Annotated in this window: 16 protein-coding genes; 7 read left to right on the forward strand and 9 right to left on the reverse strand. The window is 74.2% G+C overall.

Features of this window, described 5'->3' with window-relative positions; all coding sequences use genetic code 11:
* Positions 1-21 precede the first annotated feature (21 nt).
* Positions 22-300: an acylphosphatase gene (locus tag ACFT55_RS06305; RefSeq protein ID WP_380242696.1), complete on the forward strand. Its 279-nt coding sequence runs from the start codon at positions 22-24 to the stop codon at positions 298-300.
* Here the strand turns inward: ACFT55_RS06305 and ACFT55_RS06310 are convergent.
* Positions 290-970: a class I SAM-dependent methyltransferase gene (locus tag ACFT55_RS06310; protein ID WP_380242698.1), complete on the reverse strand. Its 681-nt coding sequence runs from the start codon at positions 968-970 to the stop codon at positions 290-292. The two genes, ACFT55_RS06305 and ACFT55_RS06310, sit on opposite strands and share 11 nt — an antisense overlap.
* Before the next feature lie 110 nt (positions 971-1,080).
* Between ACFT55_RS06310 and ACFT55_RS06315 the strand changes: the two genes are divergently transcribed.
* Both ACFT55_RS06315 and ACFT55_RS06320 read left to right on the forward strand, forming a co-directional pair.
* Positions 1,081-1,821 (forward strand): class E sortase, encoded by a 741-nt coding sequence (locus ACFT55_RS06315; protein WP_380242700.1) that lies wholly within the window; start codon positions 1,081-1,083, stop codon positions 1,819-1,821.
* A 13-nt stretch (positions 1,822-1,834) separates the two neighbouring features.
* Complete coding sequence (locus ACFT55_RS06320) at positions 1,835-1,996, forward strand: hypothetical protein (RefSeq protein ID WP_380242702.1); 162 nt, start codon at positions 1,835-1,837, stop codon at positions 1,994-1,996.
* Between the two features lie 26 nt (positions 1,997-2,022).
* On the opposite strand, the gene ACFT55_RS06325 is transcribed toward ACFT55_RS06320, so the two are convergent.
* Positions 2,023-3,015, reverse strand: a complete 993-nt coding sequence (locus tag ACFT55_RS06325; protein WP_380242704.1) for a LacI family DNA-binding transcriptional regulator — start codon at positions 3,013-3,015, stop codon at positions 2,023-2,025.
* Positions 3,016-3,041: 26 nt separating this feature from the next.
* On the opposite strand from ACFT55_RS06325, the gene ACFT55_RS06330 reads away from it, so the two are divergent.
* Positions 3,042-3,917 (forward strand): LLM class F420-dependent oxidoreductase, encoded by an 876-nt coding sequence (locus tag ACFT55_RS06330; RefSeq protein WP_380242706.1) that lies wholly within the window; start codon positions 3,042-3,044, stop codon positions 3,915-3,917.
* 17 nt (positions 3,918-3,934) lie between these two features.
* On the opposite strand, the gene ACFT55_RS06335 is transcribed toward ACFT55_RS06330, so the two are convergent.
* On the reverse strand, positions 3,935-5,737 hold the full coding sequence (locus ACFT55_RS06335) for an ABC transporter ATP-binding protein (RefSeq protein WP_380242708.1): 1,803 nt from the start codon (positions 5,735-5,737) through the stop codon (positions 3,935-3,937).
* A 151-nt stretch (positions 5,738-5,888) separates the two neighbouring features.
* Here ACFT55_RS06335 and ACFT55_RS06340 point away from each other — a divergent pair, with 151 nt between their 5' ends.
* Positions 5,889-6,326, forward strand: coding sequence for a hypothetical protein (locus ACFT55_RS06340; RefSeq protein ID WP_380242711.1), 438 nt, complete (start codon positions 5,889-5,891; stop codon positions 6,324-6,326).
* Between the two features lie 54 nt (positions 6,327-6,380).
* Here ACFT55_RS06340 and ACFT55_RS06345 read toward each other — a convergent pair whose 3' ends face one another.
* A complete protein-coding gene (locus tag ACFT55_RS06345; RefSeq protein WP_380242713.1) occupies positions 6,381-7,571 on the reverse strand; it encodes an RNA polymerase sigma factor in 1,191 nt (396 codons plus the stop codon).
* Positions 7,568-7,981, reverse strand: coding sequence for a YciI family protein (locus ACFT55_RS06350; protein WP_380242715.1), 414 nt, complete (start codon positions 7,979-7,981; stop codon positions 7,568-7,570). Before ACFT55_RS06350 ends, ACFT55_RS06345 begins: the two co-directional genes overlap by 4 nt.
* Positions 7,982-8,117: 136 nt before the next feature.
* Here ACFT55_RS06350 and ACFT55_RS06355 point away from each other — a divergent pair, with 136 nt between their 5' ends.
* Complete coding sequence (locus tag ACFT55_RS06355) at positions 8,118-9,281, forward strand: epoxide hydrolase family protein (RefSeq protein ID WP_380242717.1); 1,164 nt, start codon at positions 8,118-8,120, stop codon at positions 9,279-9,281.
* Positions 9,282-9,308: 27 nt separating this feature from the next.
* On the opposite strand, the gene ACFT55_RS06360 is transcribed toward ACFT55_RS06355, so the two are convergent.
* The 4 genes from ACFT55_RS06360 to ACFT55_RS06375 form a co-directional block, all read right to left on the reverse strand.
* Positions 9,309-9,491 carry a hypothetical protein gene (locus ACFT55_RS06360; protein WP_380242720.1) on the reverse strand — a complete coding sequence of 61 codons (183 nt, stop codon included), beginning with the start codon at positions 9,489-9,491 and terminating at the stop codon, positions 9,309-9,311.
* A gap of 90 nt (positions 9,492-9,581) precedes the next feature.
* Positions 9,582-9,854, reverse strand: coding sequence for a metal-sensitive transcriptional regulator (locus ACFT55_RS06365; RefSeq protein ID WP_380242722.1), 273 nt, complete (start codon positions 9,852-9,854; stop codon positions 9,582-9,584).
* Positions 9,855-9,886: 32 nt separating this feature from the next.
* Positions 9,887-11,623: an FAD-dependent oxidoreductase gene (locus tag ACFT55_RS06370; protein ID WP_380242724.1), complete on the reverse strand. Its 1,737-nt coding sequence runs from the start codon at positions 11,621-11,623 to the stop codon at positions 9,887-9,889.
* Between the two features lie 77 nt (positions 11,624-11,700).
* On the reverse strand, positions 11,701-13,176 hold the full coding sequence (locus ACFT55_RS06375; RefSeq protein ID WP_380242726.1) for an MFS transporter: 1,476 nt from the start codon (positions 13,174-13,176) through the stop codon (positions 11,701-11,703).
* A gap of 94 nt (positions 13,177-13,270) precedes the next feature.
* Here ACFT55_RS06375 and ACFT55_RS06380 point away from each other — a divergent pair, with 94 nt between their 5' ends.
* Entirely contained in the window at positions 13,271-13,969 is a 699-nt protein-coding gene (locus tag ACFT55_RS06380; protein WP_380242728.1) for a TetR/AcrR family transcriptional regulator, read from the forward strand.
* Positions 13,970-14,027: the final 58 nt, after the last annotated feature.

The raw sequence follows: 14,027 nt of genomic DNA on the forward strand, positions 1-14,027 counted from the left end.
TGCGGTGCGAAGGAGGACGGGATGACCACCACGGTGCGACGCCGCGTGCGGGTGCACGGCCGCGTGCAGGGCGTCGGGTTCCGCTGGGCCGCCCGCCAGGCTGCGCTCCGGGCGGGCGTCGCAGGACTGGTCCGCAACCTCCCGGACGGCACCGTCGAGGCCGAGGTCGAGGGCACGGAGGAGGCCGTCGCCGCCATGCTCGAGTTCCTGCGTGCGGGCCCGACGGCGGCCGTCGTCACCGGCATCGACGTCGAGGACCTGCCGACGCGCGGCGAGACGGCGTTCGAGGTCAGCGGCTGACGCCTGGCGACGCGGTCGGCACGCGTGCCACGACGACCTCGATGACCCCGGCGCGAGACCGCTCGTGCGCCTCGACCTGCAGCCCGCGGTCCTCCACCCACCGCGCGGGACGACGGCCGAAGTGCTCCCCCGCGAGCGGGACGCTCACCACGTCGGCCACCGCCTGCAGCGCCCGCACCGGCCAGACGGTCGACGCGACGTGGTCGGCCAGCAGGAGCCGGCCCCCCGGGCGGAGCACCCGCGTCATCTCGGCCAGCGCGGCGCGGTCGTCGCCGATCGCGCACAGCGAGAACGTGCAGACCACGGTGTCGAAGGAGGCGGTCGGCAGGTCGAGGTCCTGCGCGTCGCCGAGGCGCAGGTCGAGGTCGTCCAGGCCCAGCTCCGCGGCGCGGCGGCGCGCGACGTCCAGCATCCCCGGGCTCCACTCGACGCCGGTGTACGCGCCGTCTCCCGCGACGACCGCGCGGGGATAGTGCGGCAGGTTGAGCCCGGTGCCCACCGCCACCTCGAGCGTGCGTCCCTCGGCGCGGCCGCACAGCGCCCGGCGCACGTCGGGGAACATCCGCCGCTCGACCGCGGCGAACGCGCGGTCGTAGCCGTTCGCCTCGCGGTCCCACCGTCGGCGCAGGCGCGCCGCGCGCGGGGTCGTGGCTCCGTCGTCGCTGGTCACCGGTCCACCCTGGCACGCGCGGACGTCGCACGACATCCCTCGGGGCACGGGGTGCCCACCGGACCGCCCGCGGGCCGCGACCGGCCGCGCGACCACGTACCATCGCGCACGTGACGAGTCCCACCCACGCCCGACCCCCCCGCCGCCGAGGCGTCGGCAGCGCCGTGGTGGGCGGCGTCGGCGAGCTGCTCATCACCCTGGGCGTGGTGCTCGGGCTCTTCGTGGTCTGGCAGCTGTGGTGGACCTCGGTGGAGGCGAACGCCCAGGCGCAGGAGGCCGTGCAGGAGTTCCGCGCCACGCTGCCACCGGCCAACCCCACGAAGGCGGAGCTGCGCACGGACGACCCGCCCGTCCCCGACAAGGCCGGCTACGGCGAGACGATCGGCACCCTCATCGTGCCCCGCTGGTACGGGCTGACGAACAACGCCATGCCGATCGCCGAGGGCACCGGCATGGACGTGCTCGACCAGGCCAAGGCGGGCCACTACGAGTCGTCGCAGCAGGTGGGCGACATCGGCAACTTCGCGCTCGCCGGCCACCGGCGCACCCACGGCAACTCGTTCCGGCACGTCGACGAGCTGCAGGAGGGCGACCAGGTCATCGTCGAGACGGCGAAGACGTGGTACGTCTACGAGGTCACCAGCCACGAGATCGTCACCCCCGACCAGGTCGACGTCGTGGCACCGGTCCCCCACCATCCCGACCAGAAGCCGACGGAGCGGCTGCTCACGCTCACCACGTGCCACTCCCTCACGCTCGGCGAGTACGGCAACGACCACCGCTGGATCACCTACGCGAAGTTCGTCGGCTGGATGGACCGCGCCGACGGCACCCCCGACCAGGTCCGCTGAGGCAGGAGTCGACATGTACGCGTGGATCTTCCGCCACCTGCCGGGCAACGTGTTCTGGCGTGTCCTGCAGTCGCTGGTGCTCGTCGCCGCCGTCGTGGCGGTCCTGTTCCTGTGGGTGTTCCCCGCGATCGCCCCCTACCTGACGCTGCTGGAGGGCGACCCCGCCGTCGGCTGAGGACCAGTCGGCCGAGAATCCCAGCGTCAGCTGCTCTGCCGCACCACCAGCTCCGGGTCGAAGAGCACCTCCTCGCGTGCCGTGCCGGGGTGGTCGATCTCGCGCAGCAGGATCTCGGCCGCGGTGGTGCCGATCGCCCCCGCGGGCTGGCGCACCGTGGTCAGCGGCACGGCGCCGGTCGTGGCGAACGGGATGTCGTCGTACCCGACGAGGGCCACGTCCTGCGGCACGCGCACCCCGCCGTCGAGCAGCGCGCGCACGAGGCCGAGCGCGTGCGTGTCGTTGCCGGCGAGCACGGCGTCCGGACGGTCGGCCGGCGCGGCCGCGGCGATCCGGCGGCCGACCGCGGCCCCCTCGTCGAGACCCAGGTCGTCCGCGTGGTCGACACGCAGCGACGCGCCGGGCGTCGCCGCCACCACGTCGCGCACCCCCTGCAGACGGCGCCGGGTCTGCTGCACGCGGGCGGTCCCGGTCGCGACGAGCAACCGGCGACGTCCGCCGTCGACCAGGTGCTGCGCCGCCAGCCGCCCGCCCTCGCGGTGGCGCAGCGAGACCGTCGAGAGCCGCTGCGCCGGGTCCTGCTGGTCCACGACGACCACCGGCTGGCCGCGGTCCTTGCGCGCGACCAGCCCCGCCATGTGGGCGTCCGACGGGGCGACGACCATGCCGTCGAAACGCAGCTGCTCGAACAGCGCGACGAGGCGCTCCTGCTGGTCCGGGGACTCGTGGGTGCTGCCCGTGACGAGGGTGAGGCCGGCCCGCGCGACCACACGCTCGACGGCGCGCACGACGTCGGCGAAGAACGGGTTGGAGGCGTTGATGACCGACACGCCGACGATGCCCGACCGCTGCCACCGCAGCTGGCGCGCCGACAGGCTGGGGACGAACCCGAGCTGCTCGACGGCGGCACGGATGCGCGCCGTCGTCGCGGGCGCCACCTTCTCCGGCCGGTTGAGGTCGTTCGAGACGGTCGCGGCCGACACGCCCACGTGCCGGGCGACGTCATGGATGGTCACCACGGCCACACCCCCGTCAGGATGGCCTCATGACCTCGGGATCGACGGCCGCGGCGCCGACGCCGCGCTTCGGCATCAAGCTCACGCAGGACGCGCCGATCGGCACGTTCCGTCAGGTATGGAGCACGGCCGACGAGGCCGGCTTCGACCACGTCTGGGTCATGGACCACCTGGCCTCGCTCGGCGCGGACGACTCGCGCCCGATCTACGACGCCTGGGCCATGCAGGCGGCGATGGCGGTGGCCACGTCGCGTGTGCGGATCGGCTGCATGGTCTCGGGCAACTCCTACCGGCACCCAGTGATGCTGGCCAAACTCGCCACGACCGTCGACCAGCTGTCCGGCGGGCGGCTCGAGCTCGGTATCGGCGCCGGCTGGAACGAGCACGAGCACACCATGTACGGCCTCGACCTGGGCAGCGTGCGCACCCGGATGGACCGTCTCGAGGAGTCGCTGCAGATCCTCAGGTCCTTGTGGACGCAGCCGCGCACCACGTTCGACGGCGCCCACTACCGGCTCGCCGACGCGGTCGCCGAGCCCAAGCCCGTCCAGCGCCCGCACCCGCCGATCTGGGTGGGCGGCTCCGGACCGCGGCGCACCCTGCGGCTGGTGGCGCAGTACGCCGACGCGTGGAACGACACCTCCAGCACGCCGGAGCAGGTCGCCGCCCTCGGCGACGTGCTCGACCGGCACTGCGCCGACGTCGGTCGCGACCCGGCGCAGATCCGCCGCACCGTGCAGCTCCGGCTGCGCGAGCACGCCCTGGCCGACCTGCCGGGACTGGTCGAGCGCTACCAGGCGGCCGGGGTCTCGGAGTTCGTGGTGGTGCTCTCCTCCGGCGAGCACGCGCTGCGCGAGCTCGACGACGTCGCCGCCGCGCTCCCGCGGCTGCGCGGCGCCGTCTGACGACGGCCGCGTCGCCATCACGCCGCCCCCGCCTGCGCGGCGTGCAGGGTGGCGTACCGGGCGCCGCGGCGCATCAGCTCGTCGTGGCTGCCCACCTCCACGACCCGCCCGTGCTCCAGGACGACGATGCGGTCCGCGGCCCGCACGGTGGACAGCCGGTGCGCCACGACCAGGGTCGTGCGGTCGCGCATGAGCCGGTCCAGGGCGTCGCGCACCGTGGCCTCTGCCTCCGGGTCCAGGGCGCTGGTGGCCTCGTCGAGGAACAGGATGCGCGGGTCCCGCACCAGCGCGCGGGCGATCGCCAGCCGTTGCCGCTGCCCGCCGGACAGGCGGGCGCCCCGCTGACCCACCACGGTGTCCCAGCCGTCCGGCAGCGCGTCGACGAACTCGAGCGCGTTGGCGTCGCGCAGCGCCGCCCGGACACGCTCGTCGGTCGCCCCGTCGTCGCCGGCATCGCCGGCGTCCAGGCCGTAGGCCACGTTCTCGCGGATCGTCCCCTCGAAGAGCACCGACTCCTGCGGCACCACGGAGACCGACCGCCGCACCGTCCGCAGGTCGAGGTCGGCCATGTCGGCACCGTCGAGCAGGAGGCGGCCCGCGGTGGGCCGCACGAACCCCAGCACGAGGTTGAGCAGCGTCGACTTGCCCGAGCCGGAGGGGCCGACGAAGGCCACCGTCTCGCCCTCGCGCACCTCGAGGTCGACGTCGTGCAGCGCGTCCTCGGCGGCGTCCGGGTAGCGGTGCGAGACGTGCTCGAGCCGGAGGTGCCCGCGCACCGCCCCGACCTGGCGACGCCCCTCGTTCTGCTCGAGGTCGGGCTCCGCGAGCACCTCGGCGATCGAGCGCACCGACTCCACGCCGCGCGCCGTGACCGGCACGAGGTTGAGCACCTGCGTCAGGCCCTGGGTCAGGAGGCCGAAGTACGTCGACAGCAGCACCACCTCGCCGGGGGTCACGGCGACGATCCCGCTGAGGGACACGACCGCCGCGAGCACGAGGCAGCCCACCCCGAGCAGCTGCATCGCGACCCAGGACACGGACGCCACCCGCCCGTTGAGCAGGTCGAGGCGCAGCGCGGCGCGGCGCACCTCGTCGGCACCGTCGGCGACCCGCGACACCGCGGTGCGCTCCAGGCCGTGCGCACGGGTCACCGGGATGAGGGACGCCATCTCCCCCACCTGGGCGGAGAAGCCTTCGATCTCGCGCCGGAACTCCTCGTTGCGCGCCCGCGAGCGCCGCGCCATGGTGCGGCGCACGAGCAGCGCCGTCGGGATGGCGAGCGCGTAGACCGGCAGGAACTCCGGCACCTTGATCGCCGTCATCGTGACGGCCCCGATCATCACCATCGCGGCGGACAGCAGGGGGTGGGTGACCTGCTGCAGCATGAGCTCGACGTTCTCGACGTCGCGCACCACCTTGCTCTGCACGACGGCGGAGCTGGCTCGCGAGTAGTAGCCGATCGACAGCGCCTGCAGCCGCTCGACCAGGGCGTTGCGCAGCGCGGCGCCCGTGCCGCGCACCACGGTCATGAAGTTGCGGGTGTACACGAGGTGGTTCGGGTAGTTCTGCGCGAGGAGCACGACCGCGAGCGCGAACCACAGCAGCACGGACCGCACGGTGCCGCCCTCGGCGACGATGTCGATGACCGCACCGGTGATCACCGGCAGGAACCACAACGGCGTCTCCTTGACCGCGAACGCGGCGAGGGCGACCGTCATGCGGCGCGGCTGGGTCCCCAGCAGGCGCAGCAGGGACCGCACCGGCCGCTGGCCGTCGAGGAGGGGTTGGTCGGACGAGCTGGCAAGGGCTTTCCGGCGCACGAATCGATTCTAGACGGCGGCGGTGACGCAGGTCCTGCGACGCGCGCCTCGCCCCTCGGGGACGGGCGCGCCGCCCGCCCGCCGGTGCGGCGCTCGCCACAGTGGCCCCCGGACGGTCGGTGGGCCCCTGCGACGCGACTAACCTGATGCCGTGGCTACCTTCTCGAGCGTGACGCGCCAGCACATCCTCCGGGCGATCGAGGAGCACGACGACCGCGGCGCCGACGCCTTCGTCGGCGTCTACGGGTTCCTGCCCACGCCGGGGCACACCTTCGTGCACGAGGACCGCACCTACGACTCCAAGGCCGTGCTCGGCGTCGCGCACAAGTACGCCACGGGCGTCCCGGCCCGTGCCGAGGACCTCGTCGACGCCAAGTGTGACGACGCCGCGATCCTGCGCAAGCACGGTTTCGTCGCCACCGCGCCGGCGTCCGCGGCTCCTGCAGCCGCCCGCAAGGCCGCCGCGCCGCGGCGCAAGGCCGCGAGCGCCCCGACCCGCAAGCAGGCCGTGCCGGAGCCCGAGCTCGCGATCTGCCCGACCTGCTTCACCGCGCTGCCGGCCACCGGCATCTGCGACGAGTGCGGCTGAGACTGCCGGGCTGCGTGCACGGGGTCGTCGTCGACTGCTGATACCAGCCGGTGGTCAGGTGGTCCCGGTCGCGGCGCACTGCCGCGCCCGCGCCGCCTGGCGGGTGAGGTGCCCGCGCTCGGCGGCGCTCGTCGCGGACTCCGCGGCGACGGCGTAGAGCCGGGCCGCCTCCCCGAGGTTCCCCGCGCGTTCGTGCAGGTAGGCGGCCGCGGCGTCGCGGCGCGGCAGGTCGCCGGGAAGGGCCTCCACGAGGCGCAGCCCGGCCAAGGGGCCGTCGACGTGCCCGACGGCGACGGCACGGTTGAGGGACACCACCGGGTTGTCGGGCTCGAGCCGGACGAGCTCGTCGTACCACTCGAGGATCTGCGGCCAGTCCGTCTCGTCGGCGCGGGCCGCGTCGTCGTGCAGCGCCGCGATCGCGGCCTGCGCCTGGTACGGGCCGAGCCGGTCGCGTGCCAGGGCGCCCTGCAGGATCGCGACCCCCTCGGCGACGCTCGCGGTGTCCCATCGCGCGCGGTCCTGCTCGTCGAGCGGCACGAGCTCGCCGGCCTCGGTGGTGCGGGCGGCGCGGCGCGCGTGGTGCAGCAGCAGGAGCGCGAGGAGCCCGGCGGCCTCGGCGTCGTCGGGCACCGCGGCCACGAGCTGGCGGGTCAGGCGGATCGACTCGGCGGCGAGGTCGACGCCGTCGGCCGGGCTGCCCGTGAACCCCTCGTTGAAGATCAGGTACAGCACGCGCAGCACGGCGCGCACGTCCCCGGGTTCCCCGAACCGCTCCCCCGTCACCGTCCGCTTGGCGCGGGAGATGCGCTGCGCCATCGTCGCCTCCGGGACGAGGAACGCCCGTGCCACCTGCGCCGTCGTGAGACCGCCGACGGCACGCAGGGTGAGCGCGACCGACGACGCCGGCGTGAGCGCCGGGTGGCAGCAGCGGCTGAGCAGCAGCAGCGTGTCGTCGGCCTGCTCGGTGGGGCCGGACGGCGGTTCGAAGGTCACCCGCACCTCCCGCTGGACGCGGGAGGACGCCGAGCGGCGGGCGTCCACGAACTTGCGCCACGCGACCGTGACCAGCCAGCCCTTGGGGTCCTGGGGCGCACCACCGGGCGCGTCCCAGCGCCGTACCGCCTCCAGGAGCGCCTCCTGGACGGCGTCCTCGGCGGTCGCGAAGTCGGCGCCGCGGCGGACGAGCACGCCGAGGACCTGGGGGGCCAGGTCCCGCAGCGTGTCGTCGCGCAGCAGCTCGGTCATCCCGTGACCTCGGCGTTGTCGGTGAGGAACGGGCGCACCTCGATCCACTCGTGCAGCGGACGCCCGCCCGGGCCGGGGGCCGAGGACAGGTAGGCCGCCGCCTCGTGCGCCTGCTCCTGGGTCTCGACGTCGATGACCATCCAGCCCGCGACGAGGTCCTTGGTCTCGGCGAACGGGCCGTCGGTGACCGGCGGACGCCCCTCGCCGTCGTACCGCACGAACGCGCCGCGCGGGGAGAGCGCCTGCGCGTCGACGAACTCGCCGCGCTCCTTGAGGCCGTCGATCATCCGGTCCATGAACGCGATGTGCTCGCTGACCTCGTCAGGCGTCCAGCGGTCCATCGGCACGTCGGTGCCCGGCACGGGCTCGGGGTTGCCGCGGTAGTGCTTGAGGAGCAGGTACTTGGCCATGGCGTCCATCCTGTCGTCGCGGGGCGGTGCGTGTCACCGCCGACACTCCCAGGACGGAGCCGGCCGACGGTTCTCGACATCGCGTTCCCGACGAGTCCTGTCCGCCGTCCGGGCGCACCGGACGTAGCGTGCGGGGGTGAGCACCCCGCAGGGGATCGAGCCCTTCACGCCGCGCACCGACCCGGCCGCGCTGACGGACCTGCGCACCCGCCTGCGCGCCACCCGCTGGCCCGACGCCCCGGACGCCGCCGGGTGGTCGCTCGGCACGGACGCCGACTACCTGCGCGAGCTGGTGGCGTACTGGGCCGAGGAGTTCGACTGGGCGGCCCAGCAGGCGGCCCAGGCGCGCCTGCCACGCTTCACCGCCCACGTGGGCGGCCTGGACGTGCGCTTCGTCCACGTGCGCGCGGCGGCCGGCTCCCGGGGAGCGGTGCCGCTGCTGCTCACGCACGGCTGGCCCGACTCCTCCTGGCGGTACCGCAAGGTGGTCCCGCTGCTGACCGACCCGGGGGCGCACGGCGGCGACCCCGCCGACGCCTTCGACGTCGTCGTGCCCGACCTGCCGGGATTCGGGTACTCGCAGGCGCCCACCGACCGCATCCTCAGCTCCATCGACGTCGCGGGCCTGTGGGCCGAGCTCATGACCACCCTCGGGTACGACCGGTTCGTGGCCGCCGGCGGCGACCTGGGCAGCCACGTGAGCCGCTACCTCGCCCTCGACCACCCGGACCGCGTGATCGCCGTGCACCGCACCGACGGCGGGCTGCCGGTCTGGTCGGGAGACCTGGCGGAGCTCACGCCGCAGGAACGTGACTGGTTCGCCCAGGTCGCCGCGTGGGGCGCCGCCGAGGGGGCATACGCGGCGATCCAGCGGACGAAGCCGCAGACCGCCGCGTTCGGGCTGACCGACTCCCCGGCCGGGCTTGCCGCCTGGATCGTCGAGAAGCTGAGCTCGTGGAGCGACGGCGACATCGCGACCGCCTACACCAAGGACGAGGTCCTCTCGCTCGTCACCGAGTACTGGATGACCGGCACCATCGGCTCGTCGATGCGGATGTACCACGCCAACGCGGCGATCGACCCCGCCCAGCTGGCCCGCCGGGTCGAGGCGCCCTCAGGGTTCGCACTGTTCGCGGGCGACGTCGTGCGCCCGCCGCGGCAGTGGCTCGAACGCACGACGAACCTCGTGCACCTCAGCGAGCCGCCGCGCGGGGGCCACTTCGCCGCGTTCGAGGAGCCGGAGCTGTACGCCGCGGACCTGCGGCAGTTCGTCCGCCCCTTCCGGGACAGCACGGCCTGACAGGTTCGTCTCCGGCCCTCGGGCAGGTCAGCGGCCGAAGAGCCGCGCGAGGAAGCCGCCCGCGGGACGGTCGTCCGCGCCGCCCGGAGCCTGGTCGTGCCCCGGGCACCACTGTCCGGCGGGGACGGCGCGACGCACGTCGTCGACATGCTGGCCGCAGCCCTTCCAGGTCGTCTTGCCGCACTGCTTGCAGGTCACGGGGTAGCACACGAGAAGGTTCTCCAGTTCGTCGTTCGGGTCGTTGTTGTCGTCGTTCAGGCGAGATCAGGCGCGATCAGGCCGGCGCCGGGGTGGAGCCGCTCAGGCGAGCGTGAGGAAGAGCTTCTCCAGCTCCTCGGTGGTGAGGCCGTCCGCACCGAGGGCGTCCGGGTCGGCGAGGCACTCCTTCATCGCGGTGGACACCACGGCGAACCCTGCGCGGTCGAGCGCCGCCGAGACGGCCGCGAGCTGGGTGACGACGTCGCGGCACGAGCGTCCTTCCTCCACGGCGTCGATGACGCCGTTGAGCTGGCCGCGGGCGCGACGGAGGCGGTTGAGGATGCGGCGCTGGGCGTCGCTGTCGGTGGTGAGCATCGGGTCTCTCTCCGTGGGTGCGGCCGGACAGTTCAGACGAGGGCGGGGGCGGGCGTGACGAGGACGTCCTCGGCGCGGTCGCCGAGGGCGGCGCGCAGCGTGAGCATCCCACCGGACAGCGACGCGGAGTCGAACCCGGACTGGGCCAGGACGCGGTGGGCGATGGCGGAACGCACGCCGGAGGCGCACAGCACGCGCACGGGTCGCCCGGCGGCGGCCTCGCGCACCTCGTCGAGGCGGGCGCGCAGCTCGGTGTGCGGCACGTGGAGCGCGCCCGGCAGCATGCCGGAGGCGATCTCGTCGCGGGTGCGCACGTCGAGCACGAGCGCACCGGCGAGGACCTCCTCGACGTCCTGGGCGTACCAGAGCCGCAGGGTGTCGTCGAGCACGTTGGCGCCGACCATGCCCGCGAGGTTCACGGCGTCCTTGGCCTGGCCGTACGGCGGCGCGTACGCGAGGTCGAGGTCGACGAGGTCGGCCACGGACAGGCCCGCGCGCAGCGCCGTGGCGAGCACGTCGATGCGCTTGTCGACGCCGTCGTGCCCGACGGCCTGGGCGCCGAGCAGCAGGCCGTCGCCGGCGCGCACCTGCAGCACGAGGTGCAGCTGGCGCGCCCCGGGGAACCAGCCGACGTGCTGGTTCGGGTGCAGGTGCAGGGTGCGGTAGGCGATCCCGGCGGTGTCCAGCGCGGCCCGGTTCGCGCCCGTCGTGGCGGCCGTCAGCTCGCCCACGCGCACGACGGCGGTGCCGAGCGGCGCAGGCAGCGGCCGGGCCGTGCCCGGGCGCACGATGTCGTCCGCGACCAGCCGCCCGGCGCGGTTCGCCGGGCCGGCGAGGGCGACCGGTCGGCGGGCGCCGGTGACGGCGTCGGTCTGGACGACGGCGTCACCGACGGCCCACACGCCCGGTGCGGACGTGCGGCCGTGGTCGTCGACGACGATCGCACCGCGCTCGCACGCGATGCCCGCGGCCTCGAAGACCTCCGTGTCGGGGCGCACCCCGGCCGACAGGACGACGAGGTCGGCGGCCACCTGCGAGCCGTCGTCCAGGACGACGACGTCGCGCTCGTCCTCGGCGCGGACCGCCTGGGCAGCCGTGCCGACGCGGACGGTGACGCCGAGCCGGCGCAGCTCGCGGGTGACGGGGTGCGCCACCTCGACCTCCAGCGGCGGCAGGACGTGCGGGCCCAGCTCCACGAGGGTGACCTCCAGGCCCGCGAGCGCGAGCGCCTCGGCCGCCTCGACGCCGATGAACCCGGCGCCGAGCACGACCGCGTGCCGGGCGCCCGTCTCGACGTGGGCGCGCAGGGCGCGGGCGTCCTCGACGGTGCGCAGGGTGCGCACCCGCGGCGAGGCGAGGCCCTCGATCGGCGGGCGCACGGCCCTCGCGCCCGGTGACAGCACGAGGGCGTCGTAGGACAGCTCGACGTCGCCGTCGGCGGTGCGGGCGACCACGACCCGGCGGGCCGTGTCGACGGCCGTGACGTCGTGCCCCGTCCGCACGTCCAGGTCCAGCGACGCCCGCAGGGTCGCCGGGGTCTGCACGAGGAGCGACTCGGCGTCGGGGATCTCGCCGCCCACGTGGTACGGCAGCCCGCAGCCCGCGAACGACACGTGCGCGCCGCGTTCGAGGACCACGATCTCCGCGGTCTCGTCCAGGCGCCGTGCGCGGGCGGCGCAGCTCATGCCGCCCGCCACTCCCCCGACGACGACGATCCGGCGGGCGTGGGTGGTGGGCGAGTCGGTGGCAGGTGCGGTGCGGTCGATCATGGCTCGACGATACCCCGGGGGGTATCGAGGTTCCCAATCGCCTGGTCAGCAGCGCGCTCGCACGGGGCGACGCCGGCTCAGTCGTCCTGGGAGCCTTCGGCGTCCTGGGCGGAGAGCGGCGTCGCGATGTCCTCGAGCGACTTCTTCTCGGCCCCGACGCCGAGGAACATCGCGACGATCCCGCCCGCGACCATGAGCGCCGCGCCGATGTAGTAGCCGACGGCGATCCCCGAGATGTCCTTCGCCTGGCCCGCGGACTCGATCAGGCGGCCGAACAGGAGCGGGCCGGTGATCCCGCCGACCGCGGTGCCGACCGCGTAGAAGAACGCGATGCACAGCGCCCGGGTCTCCATCGGGAAGACCTCGCTGGCGGTGAGGTAGGCCGAGCTGGCGCCGGCCGACGCGACGAAGAAGATCCCCATCCCGAACAGGGTCAGCGTCCACGCCGTCAGGCCGCCGAGCATGAGGCCGGCCACGGCCAGGAGGACGCCGGAGACGATGTAGGTCGCGGAGATCATCCGCACCCGGCCCACCTTGTCGAACAGCGGCCCGAGGACGAGCGCGCCCAGGAAGTTGCTGATGGCGAAGAGGGCGATGTAGGTGCCGGTCTGCCCCACGCCCAGGAACGTCTGCAGGGTGTCACCGAAGGTGAAGAAGAACGCGTTGTACAGGAAGGCCTGCCCGATGAACAGCGCGAGGCACAGCACGGTGCGGCGCGGGTACTCCGAGAACACCGTCCGCGCGATGCGCCCGAGCCCCACGGTGTGCCGCTGCCGGACGGTGAGGGTCCCCTCGGGCTCGGCGAGCTCGACGCCGTCCTGCTCGCGCACCCGGTCCTCGATGTCCGTGACGATCCGCTCGCTGTCCTTCTCCCGGCCGTGGATGAACAGCCAGCGGGGGCTCTCGGGGACGTTGCGCCGCACGAACAGGACGCACAGACCCAGCACGGCGCCGAGCGCGAAGCACAGCCGCCAGCCCAGCCAGGCCGGGATCAGCTCCGGGTTCAGCAGCGGGATCGTCAGCAGGGCACCGCCGGCCGCGCCGACCCAGTAGGACCCGTTGATCGCGATGTCGATCCGCCCCCGGTACTTGGCCGGGATCAGCTCGTCGATGGCGGAGTTCACGGCCGCGTACTCGCCGCCGATGCCCAGGCCGGTCACGAACCGCATCGCGAAGTAGTACAGCGGGTTCATGGAGAACGCGGTGAGCACCGTGCCCGTGAGGTAGACGAGCAGCGTGATGATGAACAGCCGCTTGCGTCCGAACCGGTCGGTGAGCTGACCGAAGACGAGCGCCCCCAGGCACGAGCCGGTGACGTACACGGCACCGGCGAGGCCGATGTCCGCGCTGGTCAGGCCGAGGCCCGTGTCGCCCTTGAGGGCGTCGGACAGGTTGCCGACGATCGTCACCTCGAGCCCGTCGAGGATCCAGACCGTCCCCAGCCCGATCACGATCATCCAGTGCCACCGCGCCCAGGGCAGCCGGTCCAGCCGGGCCGGGACGTCCGTCGTGATCGTCCTCAGCGTCGTCGCGCCGCTCTCCGTCGAAGCCATGACCCGGTGATACGCCCGACGAGCGATGCACGCACGACGACCGGGGCTGCCCGGGCGCCGCCGCGGGCGGCGGGAATCTCGGTAGGTTGAGCCGGTGAGGGCATCGGGAGACGCAACCGGCGACGAGGCCGCGCCCCGGCGCGGCTACGCGAAGGGCGCGACGCGTCGTGCGCAGATCCTCGACCAGGTGCTGCGGATGGTCGCCGAGCAGGGGGTCGACGCGTCGTCGCTACGCTCGGTCGCCGACGCGCTCGGGATCTCGCACGCGGCGCTGCGCCACTACTTCCCCACCCGCGACGACCTGCTGGTGGCGGTCTACCGCGCGCACGAGGTCCAGCGCAACGAGTCCGGCGGCCCGGCGACCTCCGCGGTCGGGGGCATGCGGGTCAGCGCCGTCCTCAACCGGGAGGTCCCCGGCCTCGTCCAGCTCTACACGACGCTCGCCGGGGACGCCGTGGGCGAGGGGCACCCCGTCTCGCGGGAGTTCCTGCGGGAACGGTTCGCCCGGATCAGGGCCGGGCTCACGGAGCAGGTCCGCGCGGACCAGGAGGCAGGTCGCATCGACCCCGGCATCGACGCCGGCGACCTCGCCGCCCTCGCGATCGCGGCGTCCGACGGCGTCCAGGTGCAGTGGCTCCTCGATCCGGACGCCGTCGACGGCGCACGGGTGCTGGAGCTGCTGGAGCGTCTCCTGCCGCCGCCACCCGGCGGCCCCGGCGGCCCCGGTGGCCCCGGCGGCCCCGGTGGCCCCGGCAGCTCGGCGGCGGCGGGCGCGGACACGACCAGCTCCTGACGCCGCTGCCCCCGCCTCCCAGCGCCCTGGGAGGCGGGGGCGAGCGTCAGAAGGTCGA

This window comes from Isoptericola sp. NPDC057191 (assembly GCF_042670225.1).
Classification (GTDB): domain Bacteria; phylum Actinomycetota; class Actinomycetes; order Actinomycetales; family Cellulomonadaceae; genus Isoptericola.